Raw genomic sequence first — 22502 nt, 5'->3', positions numbered from 1 at the left:
AGAGGCGGATTCAAGCGGCAAGTGCAACAGTATAAAAACCAGCCATAACTTCACTCGGTGTATACCAACCTAGCGTTTTTCTAGGACGATGGTTGAGTGCAAATTCTATCTGCTCTATTTGTTCGTTTGACACGTCATCAAACGATGATGATTTTGGCAGATATTGACGGATTAAACCATTCGTATTTTCATTTCTAGCTCGCTGAATAGACTTGTAAGGATCAGCAAAATACGTCTCTATCCCGGCATCAGTAATTCTTTTGTGTTCGGAAAATTCTTTACCATTATCAAATGTCACACTATAAGCATGGCTCATTCGTAAACGATCTAACGCACAAGTAATCGTTTGAGAGGATGCTCTCGTTGATCCTAAATGAACAATATGTACATACAGGCTCTTTCGATCAACAAGGGTTAATAAAGCACCTTTATGATGTTTACCAATCACCGTGTCACCTTCGAAATCTCCTAAACGTTGTCGTTGATCAATGACCTGGTCTCGACAGTGAATACTTGTTTTATCAATGATTTGCCCCCTACGATCCGTGTTTTTGTAACCTCGTTTTCGATATTTCTTCTGATGCCTTAAGTGTAGATGGAGTTTACCGCCTTTTGATTTATCTTGATAAATGTACTGGTAAATCCACTCATGTGAAGGTACATCCAGCCAACCGCGTTGTGTTAAAGCACCTGAAATTTGTTCTGGTGACCAGTCCAAGCCAATTAAATAATCAATATAGGCGAAGGCAAATGCTGTCATTGATGAGGAAGGACGGTACCGTCTTTGACTTGCAAATTTAGCTGCCTGTTGAGCCCTATATCCACGTTGCCCAGTATTTCTTTTTAATTCACGGTAGATGGTTGAGCGTGAACGCCCTAACTCCCGAGCAAGGTTAGCGATTGAGCTTTTACTTTTCAAAGTAGCATAAATTTCGTATCTTTCATCTTGAGAAAGTTGGGTGTATTTCTTCATTGTGTGCTTTCCAATTGCGAGTTGAAAAAGTCTAATGATTCTATGAATACACCTAACTTTTTCAACTAACTACAAATGTGTCGCACTTGGGATTTGAATCTGCGAGATATAAAAAATCCCTGCACTTGGCAGGGATTTTTTTATGGCTTAAGAAAAATCACAGATTTTTCTCTTGCGTGATGACCGAGCAGTGCTCAATCATCACTCATATCCAAATTACATATTAGGGTAGTTCGGACCACCCGCACCCTCAGGGGTTACCCAAGTGATGTTTTGAGATGGGTCTTTGATGTCACAGGTCTTGCAGTGTACACAGTTCGCTGCATTGATCTGGAAGCGTTTCGAACCGTCATCATTTTCCATGATTTCATAAACGCCGGCAGGGCAGTAGCGCTGAGCAGGCTCATCCCATTTTGGCAGGTTTACGTTCACTGGAATTGAAGGATCAGTCAGTTTCAGGTGAGCAGGCTGGTTCTCTTCATGTACCGTATTCGAAATAAACACTGACGACAGACGGTCAAAGGTCAGTTTGCCATCCGGTTTCGGATAATTCGGTTTGAAGTTCACTGCATCAACAGTTTTCAGCGTCTTGAAGTCTGGCACCAGGTCATGCAGGGTAAATGGAACCTTGAAGACGTTCTGGTCAATAAAGTTGAATGCACCACCGATCCATTGACCAAACTTGTGCATTGCAGGGCCGAAGTTACGCGCGCTATAAAGCTCTTCTTTTAGCCAGCTGTTGTTGAACTTGTCGGTATAAGCAGTCAGTTCTTTTTCGAAGAAGTCTTCACCTTCAGTCACACGAGCAACCGCAAGGTCACCACCTTTTTCTACACCAGCCTTAATTGCTTCAAACACTGCTTCACCACACAGCATGCCTGATTTCATCGCAGTGTGTGAGCCTTTGATCTTGGCAAAGTTCAGGAAGCCAGCATCATCACCGATTAAGCAGCCGCCTGGGAAGGTAAATTTAGGCAGAGAGTTGAAACCACCTTTGACTACTGCACGCGCACCATAAGAAATACGTTTACCGCCTTCCAGATACTGTTTAATCAGTGGATGGGTTTTCCAGCGCTGCATTTCCATGAATGGATACATATGTGGGTTTTCATAAGAAAGATCCACGATCATGCCCAGAGTCACCTGGTTGTTTTCAGCGTGGTACAGCCACCAGCCGCCTGAAGAACCGGTTTCAGATAAAGGCCAGCCGGCACCGTGCATCACCAGACCTGGTTTGTGCTTGGCAGGATCGATTTCCCACAGTTCTTTAATCCCGATACCGTAGTGCTGAGGATCAGCATCTTTGTCCAGATTGAATTTCTGGATCAGGCGTTTACCGAGATGACCACGGCAGCCTTCAGCGAATAAAGTATATTTCGCATGCAGTTCATAACCTGGAGCAAAGTTATGGGTTGGTTCACCATCTTTACCAATGCCCATATCACCAGTCTGGATGCCTTTCACTGAACCATCTTCATGGTACAGAATTTCAGCAGCAGCAAAGCCCGGGAAGATTGATACTTCCAGCTCTTCCGCTTTCTGGCCTAACCAGCGAACTACGTTACCCAGTGAGATCACGTAGTTACCATCGTTATGCATGGTTTTTGGCACCATCCAGTGCGGTGCTTCTTTATAAGTAGTTTCAGACAGGGTGAAGTAGGTTCTGTCTTCGGTCACAGGAACATTCAGCGGAGCGCCTTCTTCTTTCCAGTTCGGGAAAAGTTCATTGATCGCACGCGGTTCCAGCACAGCACCGGAAAGAATATGAGCACCCACTTCGGAGCCTTTTTCCACGACACAAACGGACAGATCATTCAGGTTGTTTTCAATTGCAAGCTGACGGATTTTGATCGCCGCAGAAAGACCCGCAGGGCCTGCACCTACGATGACTACGTCAAACTCCATCGATTCGCGTTCGATGTGCTCCATGTAGGACTCCTCATATTACATTCGGTGGCAACCAAAATCGGGGTGATCAGGTGCTGCCATGAGTATTTATAATTCCTGGACACAAAAAGCTTAGTGTCTTTAATCTTGTGGGCTAGTATAGTTTTAAACCCAGTTGAAGCCAATTGGCTGAAACATATTATTTTTCCGTCATTAAGGTCTTCTACGATGAATAACGCAGCAGAGAACAATCATTCGACGAAAAATCCAGCCATGAGCGATGATAAAAATTTAACGAATATTGCACAATACATAAAAAATGCACAGGGCAGTCACAAAAGGTCAATCCCCCCTCTAGAGCAGTGGCATCCAAAGCATTGTGGGGCAATGGATCTCAAGGTTTTTGCTAATGGAGAATGGTGGCACGAAGGTCAATTGATCAAACGCCAGGCCATGATTGACCTGTTCTCGACTGTACTGTGGAAGGAAGATGGCAAGTTTTACCTGAAAACTCCGGTTGAGCAGATCGAAATTGAAGTGGAAGATGAACCGCTGTTTGTCAATCAGGTGGATCAGGTTGAGATTGAAGGGAAGACTTATCTCCAGCTCACTACGACAACGCAGGATGTGATTATTGTAGATCAAGAGCATCCGATTTTTATGCGGGCTTTTGGTGATGAATTGCGTCCTTATGTGCATGTGCGTTTCGGCATCAATGCATTGATCCAGCGTGCTGCCTTTTTACACCTGGTGGAAATGGGGGAGCTCAGTGAAAATTCGGATGGAGCGACAGTTTTAAGCTTGAAAAGTGGAGATTTAGACTTGCAATTAAGCACCTGAGGTTTAAGCTTTGTGGCATGTCCGTCCACTTGAGCACATAGCCCCGGTATGAGCGCCATTTATCCGATTTCTTCAACACTTGATCCCGTCCTTGATGTTACTGCAGACGCACCCATTGGGATTTTTGATTCAGGAATCGGAGGACTGTCAGTGGCGCTCGAAATTGCGCGATATTTACCGAATGAGCGCTTCGTTTATTATGCCGATACTGCCAATGTACCCTACGGTCCGCGTGAAGATCAGGACATTCGTGAGCTGACTGCGCATGCAATTGAATGGCTGTATCGTCGTGGCTGTAAAGCCGCTGTAGTGGCTTGTAATACCGCTTCAGCCTTTAGTCTGGATTATCTACGTGCCCATTATGGTGAACGTTTTCCCATTATTGGACTGGTACCCGCTTTAAAACCCGCAGTCCTGGCGACCAAATCGAAAACGGTGGCCGTTCTCGCTACGCCGGCGACCTTTCGCGGCAAGCTGATTAAAGATGTCATGACCCGTTTTGCCGAGCCGGCACAGGTGAAAGTCATTCCGGTGACCTGTCTGGATCTGGTGCCCTTTGTGGAGGCCGGAGAACAGATGAGTCCCGCGTGTCTAGCGACATTACGCCTGCTTTTACAACCAGTTGTGGACCAGGGCGCGGATTATTTGGTGCTTGGATGTACACATTACCCCTTCCTAAAATCGTCAATTCAGTATATTTTTGGTCATAAAATGACATTGATTGACTCTGGTTTGGCAGTTGCGAGACAAACTGCCCGCGTTCTGATCAAAAATGAGCTATTATTTGGAAGCGAACGTGAAGAAAACGTGCGGATTGAACTGTTTGTCAGTGGTCAAAATGCTGAGCAAATGCAACCGATTATCCAGCGCCTGATTCCAGACGATATTTCGTGGTCTGTGAATAATATTGAAGCTTGAATTTAGTTTAGTTGTCAGTCAGTGAATTACATTATTTTAAAATTTGATATTTTTAATTGGGGCACGCTTGTGCAACAGCTCATGGAGTTAGAGGTGAACTGTGCACATTCGCGGTAATTGGAGAGGGTTCGCAATGCTCGATAAACGCTATCAGGTCTTTATATCGACCTCTGGTCAGGATATGCAGCCGGAGCGCATCATCTTGGCACAGACGTTGGTGGGTATGGGGTTCTTCTCCTGGGGCCTAGAGCAGCGTACACCTCTTAGTACAGCCTTTGCTCGTCGTCAGATTGATGACTGTGATTATGTGGTAATTCTGCTCGGTAGCCAGTACGGTGAACAGTCCGTCTCTGGCGTAGGTTATATGCATCTTGAATATATCTATGCAGTGAGCAAGCAGAAACCGGTGATAGTGTTTATGCATGATGACCCGGATTCACGGGATGAATCGCTGCATGATGCCAAACCGGAACTACGTGAAAAATTCAATGAATTCCGTAAACTGCTGCAAAACGAAGTTGACCAGATCTTTACCTACCGCAGCCTGCGTGACTTGGAAATGGCTGTTCGCCTGAACATGCCGCAAATGCTGGAGCGTTATCCAGTCACGGGTTGGGTTCGTCCGCAAAATACGCAAGCGTTACATGATGAAATTGATGAACTGAAAGCTAAGATCGCGCAGATGGAAGCGGATGCCGATAAAAGCGAACCGGATCCGTTCCTGACTTTGCCGAAAGTGTCGATGCATGAAGTATTTTCCTTTGAATACCGCATGCATGCCTATCAGGATGGGAATTTCAAGGAATTAAAAGTTCAGAAAAAACTGACCTGGGCAGAATTGCTGGTCATTCTTGGCGATACCTTTATCAATCCGACACCAGAAGAATTTTTCTCTAAGCGCATGAATGAATATCTGAATGAAACTGGTCTGGAAGATGCACGGGTGGAAATGCCACGTGCCCATGCGGTTGCTCGTGCCCAGATGAATATTCGTGCCTTGCATAGTCTGAAATTGCAGATGCGTCAGAATGACTGGATTGTGCCAACCGGCCGGGATGACCGTCAGCGTTTGCTGTGGCAATTGACCTCAAAAGCGCAAAAATTGATGGAAAGTAATTTGCTGGATAAAGATCGTCTTCTTCCATATAAATCAGCGTATTAATCCATACTGTAAATACATAGAAAGCTGTTAAAGTACAGAGGTTGTCCTTCAAGACGGAAGATCTGCATGTTTGCTAAACCGAAAGTCACCATTATTCTGGCCAATCTCGGTACTCCGGATGCACCTACAGTTCCCGCAGTACGTGCATTTTTGCAGGAATTTCTGTCCGATCAGCGCGTTATTGAAATTCCAAAACCAATCTGGCAGATCATTCTGCGTCTGTTTATCTTGCCGTTCCGTCCTAAACGCGTAGCCCATGCCTATGCAGCCGTCTGGGGCAAGGATTCGCCAATGCGTGAAATCCTGTCGCAGCAGGTCGAAACGGTTAAGGCTGAACTCATTTCACGCTATCCACAGTTTGAACTAACTGTTGTTCCTGCCATGACCTATGGCAATCCGAATATTCGGGCAGTACTAAACCAGCTCAGTGCCAATCCGCAGGATCATGTCATTCTATTGCCGTTGTTCCCGCAGTATTCAGCCACTTCGACTGCACCACTGTACGATGCTGTAGCGAAATGGGTCTTGACCCAGCGTAACCTGCCAGGTCTTTCCATCATTCGGGATTATTATCAGCATCCGCTATTTATTCAGGCACTAGCGCAAAGTGTACGAGACTACCAGGCCGTGCATGGTAAGCCGGAAAAGCTGCTGATGTCTTTCCATGGTATTCCACAGCCTTATGCTGATAAGGGAGATCCGTATGCGGATCGTTGCCGCATTACTGGAAAATTGGTGGCAGAAGCTTTGAGGCTATCTGATGATGAATATGGCATCAGTTTCCAGTCACGTTTTGGCAAGCAGGAATGGGTCAAGCCTTATACTGATGCCTTAATTGAAGACTGGGCCAAGCAGGGTGTGAAATCGATTCAGGTGATGAGTCCGGCATTTTCTGCGGACTGCCTGGAAACGCTGGAAGAATTGGCCATGCAAAATGCAGAGACTTTTAAAGCCCATGGTGGTGAGCAGTATAGTTATATTCCGGCTCTGAACAGCCGTGAAGATCATTTGCAATTGCTCAATTCCCTGCTACAGGCTAATCTTGACGCATTAACCCATACTCTTGCTCACTAATTTGAGGTTTTGCAGCCTATGCTCCAAGTCAAAATTGTTCCTGTCACTGCCTTTCAGCAAAACTGTTCTATTCTTTGGGATACAGACAGTAAAGAAGCAGTTTTGATTGATGCGGGTGGTGAGCCAGAAAAACTGAAAGCCGAAGTGGAAGCGCTAGGACTGAAAGTAAAAGCCCTGTGGCTGACCCATGGGCATTTAGACCATGCCGGTGCTGTTGGTGCTTTGAAAAAAGCTTGGGATGTCCCGGTGATTGGCCCGCATAAAGACGATGCCTTCTGGCTGGATATGATTCAGGAAGTATCTGCCCGTTACGGCTTCCCGATTCCGGAAAAAGTGGAAGTGACTGAATGGCTGCAGGGCGGTGAAGTGCTGAAACTGGGTGATGAAGAGTTTGAAGTGCGTTTTGCACCCGGCCATACCCCCGGGCATGTGATGTTCTATAACCAGAAACATGGCCTGCTCTGGACCGGTGATGTACTGTTTAAAGGTTCGATTGGCCGTACCGATTTCCCGCGTGGCAACCATCAGCAACTTTTGGATTCGATCCAGCGGGAATGCTTTAGCCTGCCGGATGATACCCAGTTTATTTCTGGACATGGTCCAATGAGCACGATTGGCTTTGAAAAGCAGCATAATCCATTTGTGGCGGGTACTGCGGGTTAATCACAGCCATGTTCATATAAAAAGGAATCCATCTGGGTTCCTTTTTTATTGTAGGGGATTTATCTGAATGCGGGTTAAGCAAAAGGATTGTGTTGTAACTGACGGATCTGAAGATAGAGTATCCAAAGTGCCAAGGCCAAAAGGATACTAACAGCAATAAAAATATAATCCTGTTTCCAGATGCCAAGAACAAAGCTGGTACAGCACATCAGAAATAAGAACAACATCAATACTCTAAGCAGGAGGATAAACATAGATCAGTCCTCATTTTATTTTTGTTATTTTGAGAGAATGATTATTTAATTTTTATTTTAAAAATCAAATAGATATATTTTAAACCAAGTCTAGCATCAAATAAAAAAGGAATTCAATCCGAATTCCTTTTTTCTGGTCAGTACTTAATACTGATCTTCCTCACTGCCGCCATCCGCTTGAGGTGCATCCTGGGTTGGCAGTTTGTATTCTTCATTGGCCCAGGCACCAAAATCAATCAGCTTGCAACGCTCGGAACAGAAAGGGCGGAACGCATTGTCTTCCCAGGTGGTCAGTTCACCGCAGTGTGGGCAGGTTAAGGTGGTTGGCATCGACAATACTCCAACAAAAATCCAGGAATCAATTAGGCAAATATAGCCGCACTTGTTAGACTTATGCGGTTTTCCTTAGTTTGATCTGATTATGCTAATTCGTCAATTTCAAGCGCAGCGCATGCATGCCCCTCGTGATTTTCAAAGCATCAGCCCTGAACCGATTTGTGTAGAAATTGGAGCCGGCAAAGGGAAGCATGCATTGCTCTTTACCCGGAATAATCCAGAGCGTCAACTGATCGCGATTGAACGTACCCGGGAAAAATTCCTGGCGATGCAGAAGCAACATGCCTTGGAAGGGCAGAGCAATTTACAGACCGTACATGCCGATGCCTTGCCGTGGGTGGTCCATGCGCTTTATCCGGCACAGGTGGAACAGTTTTTTATCCTGTATCCAAATCCGGAACCGCATAATCCGGCGCAGCGCTGGGCCAATATGCCATTTTTTGAATTTCTGATTTCCCGCCTGCAAACGGGCGGTACGATTACGCTGGCGAGCAATATTCCAGAATATATTGACGAAGCAGAACAGCAGATGAAAGCGCTGTGGAAGCTACCTTATGTCAAAGAGGTGATTCCTCAAGATTCCGCCCGTACCCATTTTGAAATTAAATATCTGGAACGGGGTGAACTGTGCCAGCAGCTGATTATCACCAAGCCGGAAGGCTATAGCACCCGTTTTGATGAGTTTCAGCCTCTGCATGGGCAAAATGCAACGGCTGCGGAATAAGCTATGAGTAAACGCATTGCGATTGTTGGTGCCGGACCTGCTGGATTAATGGCCGCGGAAGTGTTGAGCCAGCAGAATTTTGAGATTTATGTCTATGAGCAGAAGCCATCTGCTGCGCGCAAATTCCTGATGGCGGGAAAAACCGGACTGAATATCTCCCATGCCGAACCAGTGGATCAGTTTGTCCAGCGTTATGATCAGTCGGACTGGCTGGCACCGTGGGTGAAACGTTGGGATGCGGTCTGGATCCAGCAGTGGATGCGGAACTTGGGCATTGAGCCTTATATCGGCTCATCGGGTCGGGTGTTCCCGACGGAAATGAAAGCAGCACCGCTATTACGTGCCTGGCTAAAACGTCTGGTTGAGAAGGGTGTGCAGTTTCATTACCGGCATCAGGTAACACAGCTTCAGCAGAACCAGCTGCAGCTACTCGACCTGAAAACAGATGAGTCACCCACTGAATCTTTTGATGCGATTATTCTCGCCTGTGGGGCAGTGTCCTGGTCGCGGCTCGGCAGTGACGGCAAATGGCAATCTTGGCTGCAAGCCGAAGAAATCGAACCTTTTCAGGCCAGCAATGCCGGGGTGGAATACCCATGGTCCAAGTTTATGCAGCCTGTTTTTGGTCAGCCGCTCAAACGGGTAGCAGCCTGGGTGGAAGGCGGTGACAAGGCCATGGGGGATATTGTCATCAGCCATTATGGTCTGGAAAGTGGCTTGATCTATAAACAGGGCCGGGGGCTACGTGAACAGGTCAAACGTGGTCAGCCAATGCAGCTGTATTTAGATCTGTTTCCGGATCAAACAGCAGCACAGCTAGCCAAAAAACTGCAGCCGAGCAAAAAGCAGTCCTTAAGCAATGTCTGGCGCAAGGCCGGGTTAGAGGGGGCCAAAGCCGCACTAGTACGCGAGCTGATGCCAAAAAATATTTGGCAGGATGCAGAACAGTTAGCACAAAGCATCAAGCAACTGATGATTCCTTTAACTGGTTTCCGCCCAATTGAAGAAGTGATCAGTTGTGCTGGTGGGGTAAAGCGTGAAGCACTCACTGAACAGCTGCAATTAATATCCAATCCGCATGTATTTTTGTGTGGGGAAATGCTGGACTGGGATGCGCCAACGGGTGGCTATCTGCTCACTGCCTGTATGGCCACCGGTCGTGCTGCAGGGGAAGGCGTAGTGGCTTATCTGACCAAAAAATCTTAAGTTTTCTTCAGTTTAAGATATTCACGCCCGTTCTAGGTTTGCGTTATATTGAGCAAAAATCATGCATCAGGATGTTTTGCTTATGTCTACGCAAGCGCATTATGCCGGGAGCTGTCTTTGTGGTGGAATCCAGTATGAGGTTCGTGGGCCACTTGGCTATATTATGCAGTGTCATTGCCGCCGTTGCCGCAAAGCCAATGGCAGTGCTTTTGCTGCGAATAGCCCGATTGCCAAGGCCGATTTCCAGTTGTTACAGGGTGAGCAGTTGCTCAAAGCCTTTAATCCGAATACGGGCGTGATCCGCTATTTCTGTAGTGACTGTGGTTCCCCGATCTATAGTGTCAGAACCGATGTACCAGACATCTATCGCTTACGCATCGGCACGCTGGATACTCCAATCGAGCAGAAGCCGGTCTGTCATATCTTTACTGGCTCCAAAGCGGAATGGGAAGACATCTGCGATGCCTTGCCACAATATGCTGAGCGTCCTTAAGGCCGGTAGTTTCTAGCTTCTTATTTTCTGGTTTGGGTTTGGCCATACTGGCTACGCCAGTGGTCTAACTGTTCCTGTGCCTGAATATATTGTCCCAAACCTTTCACGGTTTCTTTAGCATCATTCTGGCTAGCCGGTTCTGAAGCTGGCGAACTCAGAAATTTTTCCTGCTGTTCCCAGTATTTATACATCAGACCTTGGATATAGCGTCCCTGTTCGGTTTTCAGTTCCAGACTCTTGAGCAGGGCCAAAGCGCCCTGTACATGGTCAAGTTGACGCTGCTCGACCATCTCTTCACTCAAATTACCTTCACTGCGAATCCGGGCCATTTCCGTTTCAATTTCGTCATTCAGGGTCTGCATGCGCTGTTCATAATCATCCAGCACGGCAATGTCATGCTGGTCATCCGCCGTTTTCGGGAAGTCTTTGACTGGCTCGGTCTTCAATTCCCTCATCATTTCTTCAGCCGCTCCATCTTGCTGAGTGGCTTCCTGCTTAGGAGCATCTTTCTGGTTACAGGCAGCCAGTAGCAGAGCAGAGGCCAGTAGGCTGATGCGAGTCATATTTTGCAGTTTTGGCATGATTAATCCTTTAATGATTCCTAAGATATTTAAATTTTCTGAAAGACATAGACGTAAGTGACATAAGGAAAGTCGATGTGATCCTGTGGCTGCTTGCCGGTATATTTTTCGACAATCTGTTCAAACTGCTGTTTTAGTAACTGTTGCTCTTTTTCAGGCTGTGCAGCAATAAAGCTGGTCGAGAGCAGTCGTTTGGACACGACCTGCTCCACCGTGCCGGAATGAAAGTGCTGCAAGGTGGTTTCAGCGACTGGTTTAAACAGGTATTGCTCCTGAAAAACTTCGCGCCATTTTCCGCTATGGTAACGCGGTGTATCGCCTTCCATCGGCAGAATAAAGTCTGCCAGTGCCTTGACCCAGTCCACCGTGATATCACGCTGGTTCCAGACCAGTACCAGATAGCCTTGATTCTTAAGTACCCGATGAATTTCTTTCAGGCTGTCCAGATGGGCAAACCAGTGAAAGGATTGTGCACAGAACACCGCATCAATCGAGGCATCCTCCAGAGGCATTGCATCACTCATCGCTTCTAGGGTTGTAATGTCTGGATGTGCCAGCTTGAGTTGCGCTAACATTTCCGGCACCGGATCAACTGCCAGAATATTCTGGCTCAGCTGTTTTAAATGTGGCAGGAATTTTCCGGTGCCAGCACCAAGATCGAGCAGCTGGGCATCTTGAGTTAACGTAAGTTGCTGTTGCAACCAGGGCGTCAATGCTTCAGGATAGCTCGGTCGCACCTGCTGATAGCGTTCAGCAGCTGTACTAAAACCCTGTTTTGCAGCGGGATGCAGAGATTGTGTCATTTTTTGCGCTTTTTAATCCTGGTCTTCGCTATAAAATAGCATATTCATTTGGGCGGTAGATTTCGCCACAGAAATTGTATTGGAAGCGTTCGTTTAACAGGCACGGGAAAGTTATGGAAAAACAAATTGTCTTTGAAGATGAGCATATACGCGCAATCTTTATGCCGGGATCATCTTCAGAACTGATCTTTTCTTTTGGAGATCTGATTACCCGTGCCAAGGGCCTGACCATTAATGCCGAGAAGTCATTACAGAAATTTGACTTCAATGTGCTCGGGATTATGCCCAAGGACAAGTCCTGGTTCCCGCAAGGTTCCATGTGGAACATGCTGGAAGCTGTGACAGAACTGATCGCGCCATTCACGAAACGTATTGCCTATGGCGGTTCCATGGGCGGTTATGCCGCAATCAAATATTCCAATCTGCTGGATGTGCAGCGCGCCGTGGCGATGGTGCCGCAGTATTCGATTGACCCGGAAGATGTGCATGATGCGCGCTACAACATGTTTTTCCAGTCAGAGCTGAATGCTGACATGCGCATCAAGCCGGAAGATGTCAGTAGCGAACGCGAATACATCATCATTTATGACCCGCACTATGCACAGGACCGCGCGCATTACCAGAAACTCAAAGAAGTCCTGCCGGCACATCATGTGCTGCATCTGGCTTTTACCAATCACGATGCCATTGCCGTGCTGGCCAGCTCGGAACTGGTGAATGACTTCCTGCTGCATGAATTTGATGCCAGCTATTTCTACCAGAAGATGCGCCGGGTGAAAAAAAACAGCAAATTCTATTACCGCAAGGTGATTGAAAACCTGCTGCCACGGCATCGCATGGCACTGGGCCGGATTCTAAAGAATAATGACCTGCAGCTGGATGCCCAGTTCTTTGATGCCAGCCAGAAACAGACCATTCTGCGTGAGTTGCTCAGTAACAAGCAGGTCGATCAGTATGACCTGATGAAGCTTGGCATCCAGCTGAATTTGCCACAAGAAAACCGCCAGATCTTGCTGGACTGCTATGGGCATGGTCTGGTATTTAATGTGATTAGTAACAAAATTGAGAGCTATGCCGATCAGGCCATTGCACTGAATCACAAGTTCCTGATCCCGATTTATGCGCGAGGGAACGGGCTATTAACCATCACCTTAAATGACGAACGTTATCTGGTGGTGATGAATGACCGGCATATTATGAAACTGGTCAAGGAACAGGATGCACTTTCGGTCGGAATGCACCCAATTTTGATGAAACGTTATGCAGATTACTATATGTTCAGTTATAAGGAACTGAATCTCAGAACTGATGAATACGGGGCTGCGACATTCGTTGACGACAGTGACAAAAATACGCACTTTGTGACACGCAGTGAAGTGAATTAACTTAAAAAAACAATAACTTGACTTATTGTTTTGTCATCATAAGATGTACTTATGCGGTACTTAAATAGACAGTATCGCACGCGATGATTTTCGTGAAGGAGGGGTACATCTTATGCAATCCAAATCGTTTGTTGCTGCATGTTTTATGTTGATGTCAGGTCTGCCTAATCTGGCCTATGCCCGGGATCACGTTCACCCAACCATTATTTTTCTGAGTGCGACCATCATCTTTCTGATGATTTTGACCGTGTATATCGTGTTTAAAATTCGCCGTTCTTTACGCAACGATTTAGACAAGCCAGCCAATTAAAATGGCCCAAATAAATTTTATAAATCATTTAAAAAATAAAATTAAAACACTGCTTCGGAAAATATGATTGCAAAGCGGTCCTGAGTTGCTTTAAATGGTCTACCAATAAGATCTAGCAATGTGAGGGGACTGTGAAAGCGGTATATCTAGATTATAAATCCTTGGATCAAGATGATTTAAACCTGCAGGGCTTGGCGGCTATTTTTGACGAGCTGACCCTGTATCCAAGCACCGCCAAGGCGGATGTCCTTTCTCGCGTGCAAGATGTGGATGTGATCATTACCAATAAGGTGCTGATCGATGCCGATCTCATTGCACAGTGTCCAAATTTAAAAATGATTCAAGTATCTGCCACCGGTACCAATAATGTCGATTCAGCCGTAGCCAAAGCACGTGGCATCGTGGTGTGTAACTGCCAGGCTTATGGCACTGCTGCAGTGGCGCAGCACACCATCATGCTGATGCTAAATCTGGCGACCTCTTTCTTACGTTACCAGCAAAAAGTACAGCAGGGTGAATGGCAGAAGACTGACCAGTTCTGCCTGCTGAATGCACCGATCGTTGAGCTGTCTGGCAAGACGCTTGGGATTTTGGGTTATGGTGAGCTGGGTAAAGCAGTTGCAAAACTAGCAGAAGCCTTTGGCATGAAAGTCATAATTGGATCATTGCCAAACCGTCCGGGTGATGCTTCTCGTGTGCCATTTCAGGAGTTACTACCACAGGCGGATTTCCTCAGTCTGCATTGTCCACTAACAGAAGAAACCCGTGATCTGATCAGCCATGCTGAGCTGGACGCGATGAAATCAGGTGCATTCCTGATTAACTGTGCGCGGGGTGGAGTGATCAATGAAGCGGCACTAGCTCAAGCCTTGCGTGAAGGCAAAATTGCTGGAGCAGCAGTGGATGTGCTGACTGTAGAGCCGCCAAAAGAAGGCAACGTGCTGCTCGATCCAAGCATTCCGAATTTGATTGTCACTCCGCACAATGCCTGGGGCAGTGTCGATGCACGTCAGCGTATTGTGGATCAGATGATCGAAAATATTAAAGCTTTTCAGTCGGGTCAGCCGATCCGTCAGGTCAATTAAAACCAGTTTATGAAAACAAAAATGCTGATCCGAGGATCAGCATTTTTTCTGGTTTTCAGGTGTGACGTATTTTTTTAACAGGTTAGCAAATTCCATCTGTACTAGTTCAGAATTTGGATTGAACACAGTTTCCTGATAAATCCGTTTCGATTCCGGTGCCTTCTGATCAGGAAATTCCTCAAAAGAAGTCCGATATTGCGTTTCAAACATATAGCTCAGACGGTTTTGATGGAAATAGGCAGTTCTGAAGTTATAAGCAGTTTCACCATAAATGCTAATCTTTAACTTACACATGCCAGCCAACTGATACAGGTCGGCATTATTTCCGGATGCTGACTGAAACTGCTCTTCATCCAGATGTTCGATATGCTGGATTTTCTTGCCTTCTGCCTCATGGCTATATTCATTTTTGCCATTAAACAGGCTGCGTTGTGGTCGTGGTGCCTCACCATTTAAAGCGGTGATGGAAGTGAGGAGGGTTTCGCTGGAAAACAGCAGAACCAGGTAGAGGATACCGACACCGGTGAGAATGCCGACTATAAAGCTGAGGAGAATCTTTTTCATTTTTATAATCTTCTTGTGGGGTGCCTAAGTATCAGTCTAAATCCAGCTTCTGAGATGTTCAATGCTGCAAAATAAAAAGCCCATAAAGGGCTTTTTTTGAAGAGATTTTTTACAGATCGGTCACGGCATAACTGGTGGCACCACCTGAGCTGGACTCTTGCTGCGGTGCTGTGCTTTGGGTTGCAGAAGAAGATTGGCTTAGAGGCTGTTGCTCAATCGGTGCTGGCTGCTCCGGACTGCCGAGCCAAACGTCTTTGGTTTTCTGAATTTTCTGGCCAGTTTGCTGTGCTGCTTGAGTTGCGGTCTGGTCTACTTTTTCAATGGTGGTTGCAGCGGTAGATTTGGTGCTGTTCCAGGCACGGTCAACTTTTGGTCTGACTTTCTCTACCCCTTTTTCAGCTGCCTGACCGACTTTTTCAGCGGTATTGATCACGCCTTCCTGAGCTTTATAAGCAAAGACATGCAGCAGGTTTGGATTATCGCCATACGGTTTGATTGGCTTGCCTGAGCCTTGCTGCTCGGTGCTTTCACTAGCTTGAACGTTTTGAATCACAATAGGTGCGCACAGCAACAATGCGGTGCCGAGGATCATGCTTTTTTTCATCATCATTTTTTTCATGGTCATAGGGTAGTCGACCTCATCATTCGCTGGTGGTCTTTAATTGCTGTATTTCAGTGTAATGGAAAGGGATGTAAAAACAATGGATTTTCTGTGCAATTCACTTAACTGAGCGCGTGCAAAAGGAAGCAAGTTGTTTTGGTTTTGAAGAAGAAAAATCAGTGAATTTTTGTGGGAAGAATTAAAGGGGGGAATGCCCTGTATTAGTATTCAATACAGGGCGGTGACGCTTAGTCACATTGTTCGATCGCTTCTTTGGCAAAGTGGTTGCGCAGTGCCAGGAAGTTCTTCTGCACGGTCTCGCTGTGCAGTTCAAATTTTTGTGCAGTACTGGTTTTGTCGCGCTGGAAGGTTGCTGAACCAGCGTCAATTAAAGTCAGACCTTTAAATGACCATTGTTCGATCACGCGGCCTTCTTCAAGCTGGCCTTTAAATTCGATGACGCATTTGTCCATGAATTTGGTCAGTTTTGCACTGTTATTGGCGGTTTCAGGATAAACGTCAATATTTTGAACTTCCTGTAATACCCCAAGTTCCAGTTGTGGAATGGTTGGCTGTGATGTACATGCTGTAAGTGCGATACCCGCAAGAGTCGTCATAATGAGAGTTTGAAATTTCATGTGCTTCTTTCTTGTAGAGTGTTGTTAAGGTGAGTATAGGCAATTCAGATGAAATTGCCTATGATCTAAAAACTAATTTTTAAACAATAATCTACCCTTATAGATATGAATCACCTACTAGACTTATTAGATCAAATAGAAAATTTAGAAGATCAGTTACGTGATCATATTAATCGGGGAGTTCTTCATTACCAATTATTAAATGATAAGCATAAGTGGTGGATGCTATGTAGTGCTTTAGATGTTTTGGGCGATACATCTATAGCCTTTAAAGATTATTTGCAAACGGAGTTCCCTAAAGAAACAGGGCTGAAATACATTTATTGCTATGGAATTTTGCAATGTTTCATTCTTCAACAAGATAGTTTGAAGCATCTATATGAAGTATTTGCAGTTCAGTGGGAAGTAACTAGTGAGTTGAAGCAAATTCGTAAAGTTAGGAATGCTTCGATAGGTCATACAGTTTTAAACAATGAAGGAGGAAGAAGCGAAAAGGATAGGAATGAATTTAATAATTTTATTTCCCGTATCACTATTAATAAATTTGGTTTTGATCTACTGAGATATTCAAAAAAGACGAAAGATACAGTTTATGAAGAAATTCATATTCATGAGTTGCTTACGAAGCAACTGGATGAAGTGATTGTTCTATTAAGACGACTAATAAAAGAAATCATTACTATGGAAAACGAAGAAAAAAAGAAATTTGAAAATGAAAAATTAGTTGATTTACTGCCAATTTCTTATTGGTTTGAAAAAATTCATAGCATTTATGATGAGCAAAATAAGTTATTTGCTTATACAGCTTTGGATCATATCCAAAAGCAATATTTAGAGTTGAAACAGTCTTTAGAAAATAGATTATTGCAGGGTGAAGACTGGTTTAATGAAATTAAAGATTATCTAGTCGCAATTGAATTAATGAGAAAATCAATGTTAGATAATGATGAGCATACTGCACGTATATGTAATTTTTATCTTGATGAAAAGAATGATTATTTCAAAAGATTAATGGCGGAAATTGATGAAAAGTATGAAATAAGAAATGATCTCTAAAGCGGATTTTTTTTAAATAATAAGTCTATGTGAAAAATACTCTATCTCAAAGCATGCTTGATCCGAGAGTAGAATCTAAATATAAAAACTAGAAAGAAAGATATGAAAAGTTTTACTCAGATTTTTGCAATATGTATGTTGCTTGTCTTACCCATCATTACGCATGCGGATGGGGTTATGCCATTAGGCCAACTATTCGTGATGAGATTCTTTATCTTGGTTGTGATTGCATTCCTAGCGCTGTTATTGCATAGGTATCTACACAATTTCCATGTTTTGCGTTAAATTGAAGAGCATGCTCTTCAATTTTAACATCTCTCGCTTAGATCAGCGCCTTGTCAAACGTTACAACAACCTCGTTCAACTCAATATGAATCCTCTTGCTTCACTTGCTCCTGCAATCAAAGATATTGCCTCTGCTCAAAAAAAATAGTTTCGCAACGACGCAAGCTGTATGGCGGTTTTTAAATAATGATAAAATCTCATTTAAACAATTAAATGAACCTATTCAAAAACTTGCTTGTGATCAGATTAAGACATCGCTGCATCGTTATGCTTTAGTTATTCATGATTGGTCACAAATCCAATATGTGACACATCGTAATAAAACCCAAAAACTCCAAAGGACACATCAGTACGACTCAGGCTATGAATTACAAACGAGCTTACTTGTTGATGCTGCTTCTGGACTACCTGTTGCTCCATTAGCTCAGACCCTTTCTAGTGCTTCAGGTTGCTATTCGACATTCAATGAGCAACAGACCGAACGTAAAACCCATTTAGACTCCCTTTCTGAACAAATTCAAAAAGTTGAACAGTTTCCTCTTGATAAAACCTGCGTACATATTATTGATCGTGAAGGAGATTCCATTGCTCATCTCAGGGAATTAAGCAGTCATGGTTTTCAATGGCTTATTCGAGCAAAGGAAGGAAATCGGATTGAGCATCAGGGTGAAATATGTAAAGTTGGAGAAGTTGCTGAACGTATCGAAATACAGCAAGTGAAACCCATTTCTTATAAGGGTAATCAACATATGCTTTATGTTGGAGAAACCAATGTTCGGCTTACCCGTGCTGCAAAATCAAATAAAAAAGATTGTTTAGGTCAAAGAGTTGCTCCTCAGAAAGGTGCTGCAATTGAGGCTAGACTGATTATTGCGGTGGTTAAAGATATTAATGAAAAGACAGTTGCAAGATGGTCATTGATCAGTAATGTACCAACTGAGATTACCGCAGTAGAACTGACGACTTGGTATTACTGGCGTTGGTCAATCGAATGTTATTTCAAACTTCTCAAGCAAGCAGGCCATGATATTGAGTCATGGCTTCAGACTACGCCAGAAGCGATTTTAAGGCGTTTGCTAATCAGTTGTATGGCTTGTGTGTTGACGTGGAGAGTACAGCGTTGTACAGATGAACAAAATCAGAAAGTCCGTGCATTTTTGACTAGACTTTCAGGTAGACAACAGAAAAGAGGCAAGGTAGAGAGTGCGCCTGCCATATTGGCAGGACTCTCGATTTTACTAAATACTCTTCAACTGCTCTCAGAATATTCAATAGATGAACTGAATGAAATCGCAACTATTGCACTAGGTACCTAAAGATGTGTAGATACCTATGGCTGTTATTGGGTGGGGAGTTTGATGTTAAAGACGATAAAAATCAGGATAAAGACAAGTAAGAAATTATTTTCACCATAATAAAAAAAACCCGCTCTAAAGCGGGTTTTTTTATTGAATCAGAACTTAGTGTTGAAGCACTGAAATATCTGCAACTTTAGTGAACAGGTCACGCAACTGAGCAAGCAGACGTAAACGGTTTGCTTTCAGGTTAGCATCATCCGCCATTACCATGACACCGTCAAAGAACGCATCTACTGGCGCACGCAGGGCAGCCAATGCAGACAACGCCGCAGTGTAATCTTTAGAAGCAAATAGTGGCTCAACCACTGGTGTGATTTTTTGCAGTTCAGCGAACAATGCTTTCTCAGCATCTTCAACCAAGTTTGCTTCAACCACAGCACCTTCAGGTGCTGCTTCTTTGGCAAGGATGTTCGCAACACGCTTGTTCGCAGCAGCAAGCGCAGCAGCTTCAGGCAATGCACGGAAGTGATTTACCGCATTTACACGCTTGTCAAAATCAAGTGGAGATTTTGGTGACAACGCTTGAACAGCCTGGATCACATCAACATCAACGCCTTGGTCTTCGTATTTCGCACGGTAACGACCTTCCAGGAATGTAACTGCATCCGCCAGAGTCTTATCGTGGTCTTTCAATATGTCGCCATACGCAGCCAATGCCAACTTGATCAGGTCTTCAATAGATACATCCAGTTCATTTTCAGTCACCAGACGTAGGATACCAATGGCAGAACGACGCAGCGCAAACGGGTCTTTAGAACCTGTAGGTGCCTGCCCGATACCGAAAATACCAGTCAAGGTATCTAGACGGTCCGCAAGGGCAACGGTTGTACCTGTTTTAGTCTTAGGCAGAACATCACCTGCGAATTTAGGCAGGTACTGTTCACCCAACGCTTCAGCCACTTCGAGGTTTTCACCTTCAAGACGTGCGTAGTAAGTACCCGCGATACCTTGAAGTTCTGGGAATTCGCCCACCAGCTCAGAAGTTAAGTCGCATTTCGCAAGTAAAGCTGCTTTTTCAGCATCTTCCGCTTTGGCACCAGTAATCGGCGCCAGTGCGACAGCCAGTTTGGCAATACGTTGAGATTTGTCCCAAAGTGTACCCAGTTGTGCCTGGAATACCATATTGGCCAGTTTCTCTTTGCGAGAAGCCAGTGGCTGTTTCTGGTCTTGCAGGAAGAAGAACTCGGCATCAGATAGACGTGGACGAACCACTTTTTCATTACCTTCAATGATCTGGCTTGGGTCTTTAGACTCAATGTTCGAAACGGTAATGAAGTAAGGCTGTAATTTATTTTCAGCATTCACCAGACAGAAATATTTCTGGTTGTCCTGCATGGTGGTGATCAGGGCTTCTTGAGGAACCGCAAGGAAGCGTTCTTCGAAGCTTGCACGTAATGCTACAGGCCATTCCACCAGTGCAGTGACTTCGTCACGAAGATCCGCAGGAACGATGGCAATCGCATTCACTTCATCCGCCAGCGCTTTTACTTGCTGGTCGATGATGGCTTGACGCTCTTCAAAAGACGCTACCACTTTCGCAGCGCGTAGGGCATCCAGGTAAGCATCAGCATTTGCCAGGGTAATCGCTTCAGGAGCGTGGAAACGGTGACCATAAGTCACGTTGCCTGCTTTGTGATCCTGAATCGTTGCATCAATCACTTGATCATCTTTCAGCAAGACTACCCATTTTACTGGACGTACGAATTCGGTACGGCTTGCTGCAGAACGCATGCGTTTTGCGATTGGCAACTGATCCAGTGAATGTTGCAGGATTTGTGGCAGTAAAGCGTCCAGGCTTTGACCTTTGACATCTTTCAGGTAGCAAACTTTTTCAACTTTACCGGCCTGGAAAGTAGATATCTGATCAATGGTGATGCCTTGACCACGCATAAAGCCTTCAAGCGCTTTGGTTGGTTTGCCGTCGCTATCATAAGCGGCTTGCACAGCAGGGCCGTCAAAACGTTTTTGAGTGTCGGCTTGCGCACCATCTACATTCACGATTTTCAAAGCCAGACGACGTGGCGCTGCATAGGCTTCGATCGCATCGAAAGCCAGACCCGCATCTTTTAAGCCTTTTTCAGTTTCGGCTTTTAACGCGTCACGTAATTTTTTCAGGCTTTTTGGTGGAAGTTCTTCACAGCCAAGTTCAAATAAAACTGTATGTTTAGACATTATTTGTTCTCCGCTGATTTTTCTGCTTGAGCAGCTTCGGCTTCCACTTGAGCTTTAAGCTGGGCCAGGACTTCGTCACGTAGGTGTGGTTCTGCCATTGGGAAACCAAGTTTCGCGCGTGCAGCCACATAGCTTTGTGCAATTGAACGTGCCAGAGTACGGACACGCAGGATATAACGTTGACGTTCAGTCACAGAGATCGCGCCACGTGCATCCAGCAGGTTAAAGCTGTGTGATGCTTTGACTACCTGTTCGTATGCAGGCAATGGCAGTTCAGCTTCCATCAGGCGAGTTGCTTCTGATTCATAGAAGTCGAACAGTTCAAACAGTTTGTCGACTGGTGCATATTCGAAGTTATAAGTCGATTGTTCCACTTCGTTTTGATGGAACACATCGCCATAGGTCACTGTACCGAACTGGCCTTTGGTCCAAACCAGATCGTAAACCGAGTCTACGCCTTGCAGGTACATGGCCAGGCGTTCCAGACCATAAGTGATTTCACCGGTTACTGGGTAACATTCAACACCACCAACTTGCTGGAAGTAAGTGAACTGAGTCACTTCCATACCGTTCAGCCAGACTTCCCAGCCTAGACCCCAAGCACCCAGTGTTGGAGATTCCCAGTTATCTTCCACGAAACGGATGTCGTGAACGAGAGGATCAATCCCGATCGCTTTTAAAGAATCCAGATACAGCTGCTGGATGTTGTCCGGGTTTGGCTTCAGGACTACCTGGAACTGGTAGTAGTGTTGCAGACGGTTCGGGTTTTCACCATAACGGCCATCTTTAGGACGACGTGATGGCTGAACATAAGCGGCATTCCAGGTTTCTGGACCGAGCGCGCGAAGGAATGTTGCAGTGTGGAATGTCCCTGCACCCATTTCCATGTCGTAAGGTTGTAAAACGACGCAGCCTTGCTCCGCCCAGTAGTTTTGTAAGGCAAGAATTAAGCCTTGGAAGGTATCAATATGCGATATGGCGCGACTCATGGTCATCCACTTAAAATTAGAGAAAAATTGCGCTCAATTATAAGGATTTTAAGGGGGAGTGGCAAAGGTTAAACCGCTGTTCGGCAGTTTTTATCGAGAATAAGATAAATGCACGACAGTGGATGAATACAGTCATAAATTACAT

Annotated in this window: 22 protein-coding genes and 1 pseudogene; 13 read left to right on the top strand and 10 right to left on the bottom strand. The window is 45.1% G+C overall.

Features of this window, described 5'->3' with window-relative positions:
- Window positions 1-10: 10 nt before the first annotated feature.
- Window positions 11-973 (bottom strand): IS30-like element IS18 family transposase, encoded by a 963-nt coding sequence (locus ABEF84_RS13720; protein WP_075174500.1) that lies wholly within the window; start codon window positions 971-973, stop codon window positions 11-13.
- 216 nt (window positions 974-1189) lie between these two features.
- On the bottom strand, window positions 1190-2902 hold the full coding sequence (locus tag ABEF84_RS13715; RefSeq protein ID WP_034587868.1) for an electron transfer flavoprotein-ubiquinone oxidoreductase: 1713 nt from the start codon (window positions 2900-2902) through the stop codon (window positions 1190-1192).
- A gap of 186 nt (window positions 2903-3088) precedes the next feature.
- Here ABEF84_RS13715 and ABEF84_RS13710 point away from each other — a divergent pair, with 186 nt between their 5' ends.
- The 5 genes from ABEF84_RS13710 to ABEF84_RS13690 all read left to right on the top strand — a co-directional run bounded on the left by ABEF84_RS13710 (window position 3089) and on the right by ABEF84_RS13690 (window position 7517).
- The gene (locus ABEF84_RS13710) at window positions 3089-3700 is read left to right on the top strand and encodes a DUF1285 domain-containing protein (RefSeq protein WP_034587871.1); all 612 of its coding nucleotides are present in this window, start codon (window positions 3089-3091) and stop codon (window positions 3698-3700) included.
- A 48-nt stretch (window positions 3701-3748) separates the two neighbouring features.
- Window positions 3749-4618, top strand: coding sequence for a glutamate racemase (gene murI, locus ABEF84_RS13705; protein ID WP_034587873.1), 870 nt, complete (start codon window positions 3749-3751; stop codon window positions 4616-4618).
- Between the two features lie 133 nt (window positions 4619-4751).
- A complete protein-coding gene (locus tag ABEF84_RS13700) occupies window positions 4752-5780 on the top strand; it encodes a DUF4062 domain-containing protein (RefSeq protein WP_034587875.1) in 1029 nt (342 codons plus the stop codon).
- Between the two features lie 66 nt (window positions 5781-5846).
- Window positions 5847-6854 (top strand): ferrochelatase, encoded by a 1008-nt coding sequence (gene hemH / locus ABEF84_RS13695; RefSeq protein ID WP_347453233.1) that lies wholly within the window; start codon window positions 5847-5849, stop codon window positions 6852-6854.
- Window positions 6855-6872: 18 nt separating this feature from the next.
- Window positions 6873-7517 (top strand): MBL fold metallo-hydrolase, encoded by a 645-nt coding sequence (locus ABEF84_RS13690; protein WP_347453232.1) that lies wholly within the window; start codon window positions 6873-6875, stop codon window positions 7515-7517.
- Window positions 7518-7915: 398 nt separating this feature from the next.
- Here the strand turns inward: ABEF84_RS13690 and ABEF84_RS13685 are convergent, their stop codons facing one another.
- Complete coding sequence (locus ABEF84_RS13685; RefSeq protein ID WP_347453231.1) at window positions 7916-8101, bottom strand: DNA gyrase inhibitor YacG; 186 nt, start codon at window positions 8099-8101, stop codon at window positions 7916-7918.
- Window positions 8102-8186: 85 nt separating this feature from the next.
- Between ABEF84_RS13685 and ABEF84_RS13680 the strand changes: the two genes are divergently transcribed.
- The 3 genes from ABEF84_RS13680 to ABEF84_RS13670 all read left to right on the top strand — a co-directional run bounded on the left by ABEF84_RS13680 (window position 8187) and on the right by ABEF84_RS13670 (window position 10530).
- Window positions 8187-8831 (top strand): SAM-dependent methyltransferase, encoded by a 645-nt coding sequence (locus tag ABEF84_RS13680; RefSeq protein ID WP_347454181.1) that lies wholly within the window; start codon window positions 8187-8189, stop codon window positions 8829-8831.
- 3 nt (window positions 8832-8834) lie between these two features.
- Window positions 8835-10037 carry a TIGR03862 family flavoprotein gene (locus ABEF84_RS13675; protein ID WP_347453230.1) on the top strand — a complete coding sequence of 401 codons (1203 nt, stop codon included), beginning with the start codon at window positions 8835-8837 and terminating at the stop codon, window positions 10035-10037.
- Window positions 10038-10119: 82 nt separating this feature from the next.
- Entirely contained in the window at window positions 10120-10530 is a 411-nt protein-coding gene (locus ABEF84_RS13670; protein ID WP_347453229.1) for a GFA family protein, read from the top strand.
- Window positions 10531-10550: 20 nt separating this feature from the next.
- Here ABEF84_RS13670 and ABEF84_RS13665 read toward each other — a convergent pair whose 3' ends face one another.
- The gene (locus ABEF84_RS13665; protein WP_347453228.1) at window positions 10551-11111 is read right to left on the bottom strand and encodes a hypothetical protein; all 561 of its coding nucleotides are present in this window, start codon (window positions 11109-11111) and stop codon (window positions 10551-10553) included.
- A 29-nt stretch (window positions 11112-11140) separates the two neighbouring features.
- Window positions 11141-11914 (bottom strand): class I SAM-dependent methyltransferase, encoded by a 774-nt coding sequence (locus ABEF84_RS13660; RefSeq protein ID WP_347453227.1) that lies wholly within the window; start codon window positions 11912-11914, stop codon window positions 11141-11143.
- A 113-nt stretch (window positions 11915-12027) separates the two neighbouring features.
- On the opposite strand from ABEF84_RS13660, the gene ABEF84_RS13655 reads away from it, so the two are divergent.
- From ABEF84_RS13655 to ABEF84_RS13645, 3 genes are all read left to right on the top strand, one after another.
- Window positions 12028-13299 carry a hypothetical protein gene (locus tag ABEF84_RS13655; RefSeq protein ID WP_347453226.1) on the top strand — a complete coding sequence of 424 codons (1272 nt, stop codon included), beginning with the start codon at window positions 12028-12030 and terminating at the stop codon, window positions 13297-13299.
- Between the two features lie 112 nt (window positions 13300-13411).
- A complete protein-coding gene (locus tag ABEF84_RS13650; RefSeq protein WP_034587891.1) occupies window positions 13412-13609 on the top strand; it encodes a hypothetical protein in 198 nt (65 codons plus the stop codon).
- Between the two features lie 131 nt (window positions 13610-13740).
- On the top strand, window positions 13741-14694 hold the full coding sequence (locus ABEF84_RS13645) for a 2-hydroxyacid dehydrogenase (RefSeq protein ID WP_347453225.1): 954 nt from the start codon (window positions 13741-13743) through the stop codon (window positions 14692-14694).
- Between the two features lie 36 nt (window positions 14695-14730).
- On the opposite strand, the gene ABEF84_RS13640 is transcribed toward ABEF84_RS13645, so the two are convergent.
- The 3 genes from ABEF84_RS13640 to ABEF84_RS13630 form a co-directional block, all read right to left on the bottom strand.
- Window positions 14731-15258: a hypothetical protein gene (locus ABEF84_RS13640; protein WP_347453224.1), complete on the bottom strand. Its 528-nt coding sequence runs from the start codon at window positions 15256-15258 to the stop codon at window positions 14731-14733.
- A gap of 109 nt (window positions 15259-15367) precedes the next feature.
- Window positions 15368-15868, bottom strand: a complete 501-nt coding sequence (locus ABEF84_RS13635) for a hypothetical protein (protein WP_034587935.1) — start codon at window positions 15866-15868, stop codon at window positions 15368-15370.
- Window positions 15869-16107: 239 nt separating this feature from the next.
- On the bottom strand, window positions 16108-16497 hold the full coding sequence (locus ABEF84_RS13630) for a hypothetical protein (RefSeq protein WP_347453223.1): 390 nt from the start codon (window positions 16495-16497) through the stop codon (window positions 16108-16110).
- Between the two features lie 105 nt (window positions 16498-16602).
- Here ABEF84_RS13630 and ABEF84_RS13625 point away from each other — a divergent pair, with 105 nt between their 5' ends.
- Together ABEF84_RS13625 and ABEF84_RS13620 are read left to right on the top strand one after the other, a co-directional pair.
- The gene (locus tag ABEF84_RS13625) at window positions 16603-17553 is read left to right on the top strand and encodes a hypothetical protein (RefSeq protein ID WP_347464090.1); all 951 of its coding nucleotides are present in this window, start codon (window positions 16603-16605) and stop codon (window positions 17551-17553) included.
- Between the two features lie 370 nt (window positions 17554-17923).
- Window positions 17924-19154: pseudogene (locus ABEF84_RS13620) on the top strand (transposase).
- A 144-nt stretch (window positions 19155-19298) separates the two neighbouring features.
- Here ABEF84_RS13620 and glyS read toward each other — a convergent pair.
- Window positions 19299-21368 carry a glycine--tRNA ligase subunit beta gene (glyS, locus tag ABEF84_RS13615; RefSeq protein ID WP_034587905.1) on the bottom strand — a complete coding sequence of 690 codons (2070 nt, stop codon included), beginning with the start codon at window positions 21366-21368 and terminating at the stop codon, window positions 19299-19301.
- Window positions 21368-22357 carry a glycine--tRNA ligase subunit alpha gene (gene glyQ, locus ABEF84_RS13610; RefSeq protein WP_034587908.1) on the bottom strand — a complete coding sequence of 330 codons (990 nt, stop codon included), beginning with the start codon at window positions 22355-22357 and terminating at the stop codon, window positions 21368-21370. Before glyQ ends, glyS begins: the two co-directional genes overlap by 1 nt.
- Window positions 22358-22502 lie beyond the last annotated feature (145 nt).

This window comes from Acinetobacter sp. ANC 7912, assembly GCF_039862785.1.
GTDB lineage: Bacteria > Pseudomonadota > Gammaproteobacteria > Pseudomonadales > Moraxellaceae > Acinetobacter > Acinetobacter thermotolerans.
The sequence above is the reverse complement of the archived record's forward strand: the minus strand, read 5'-3'. Positions and strand labels throughout refer to the sequence as shown.

What these genes read in the sequence shown, in the direction of transcription:
- ABEF84_RS13720 (WP_075174500.1), bottom strand. Translation starts at nt 973, where the DNA reads ATGAAGAAATACACCCAACTTTCTCAAGATGAAAGATACGAAATTTAT.
- hemH (WP_347453233.1), top strand. Translation starts at nt 5,847, where the DNA reads ATGTTTGCTAAACCGAAAGTCACCATTATTCTGGCCAATCTCGGTACT.
- ABEF84_RS13690 (WP_347453232.1), top strand. Translation starts at nt 6,873, where the DNA reads ATGCTCCAAGTCAAAATTGTTCCTGTCACTGCCTTTCAGCAAAACTGT.
- ABEF84_RS13675 (WP_347453230.1), top strand. Translation starts at nt 8,835, where the DNA reads ATGAGTAAACGCATTGCGATTGTTGGTGCCGGACCTGCTGGATTAATG.
- ABEF84_RS13710 (WP_034587871.1), top strand. Translation starts at nt 3,089, where the DNA reads ATGAATAACGCAGCAGAGAACAATCATTCGACGAAAAATCCAGCCATG.
- ABEF84_RS13650 (WP_034587891.1), top strand. Translation starts at nt 13,412, where the DNA reads ATGCAATCCAAATCGTTTGTTGCTGCATGTTTTATGTTGATGTCAGGT.
- ABEF84_RS13670 (WP_347453229.1), top strand. Translation starts at nt 10,120, where the DNA reads ATGTCTACGCAAGCGCATTATGCCGGGAGCTGTCTTTGTGGTGGAATC.
- ABEF84_RS13655 (WP_347453226.1), top strand. Translation starts at nt 12,028, where the DNA reads ATGGAAAAACAAATTGTCTTTGAAGATGAGCATATACGCGCAATCTTT.
- ABEF84_RS13635 (WP_034587935.1), bottom strand. Translation starts at nt 15,868, where the DNA reads ATGATGATGAAAAAAAGCATGATCCTCGGCACCGCATTGTTGCTGTGC.
- murI (WP_034587873.1), top strand. Translation starts at nt 3,749, where the DNA reads ATGAGCGCCATTTATCCGATTTCTTCAACACTTGATCCCGTCCTTGAT.
- ABEF84_RS13625 (WP_347464090.1), top strand. Translation starts at nt 16,603, where the DNA reads ATGAATCACCTACTAGACTTATTAGATCAAATAGAAAATTTAGAAGAT.
- ABEF84_RS13685 (WP_347453231.1), bottom strand. Translation starts at nt 8,101, where the DNA reads ATGCCAACCACCTTAACCTGCCCACACTGCGGTGAACTGACCACCTGG.
- glyQ (WP_034587908.1), bottom strand. Translation starts at nt 22,357, where the DNA reads ATGAGTCGCGCCATATCGCATATTGATACCTTCCAAGGCTTAATTCTT.
- ABEF84_RS13715 (WP_034587868.1), bottom strand. Translation starts at nt 2,902, where the DNA reads ATGGAGCACATCGAACGCGAATCGATGGAGTTTGACGTAGTCATCGTA.
- ABEF84_RS13665 (WP_347453228.1), bottom strand. Translation starts at nt 11,111, where the DNA reads ATGCCAAAACTGCAAAATATGACTCGCATCAGCCTACTGGCCTCTGCT.
- glyS (WP_034587905.1), bottom strand. Translation starts at nt 21,368, where the DNA reads ATGTCTAAACATACAGTTTTATTTGAACTTGGCTGTGAAGAACTTCCA.
- ABEF84_RS13630 (WP_347453223.1), bottom strand. Translation starts at nt 16,497, where the DNA reads ATGAAATTTCAAACTCTCATTATGACGACTCTTGCGGGTATCGCACTT.
- ABEF84_RS13640 (WP_347453224.1), bottom strand. Translation starts at nt 15,258, where the DNA reads ATGAAAAAGATTCTCCTCAGCTTTATAGTCGGCATTCTCACCGGTGTC.
- ABEF84_RS13660 (WP_347453227.1), bottom strand. Translation starts at nt 11,914, where the DNA reads ATGACACAATCTCTGCATCCCGCTGCAAAACAGGGTTTTAGTACAGCT.
- ABEF84_RS13700 (WP_034587875.1), top strand. Translation starts at nt 4,752, where the DNA reads ATGCTCGATAAACGCTATCAGGTCTTTATATCGACCTCTGGTCAGGAT.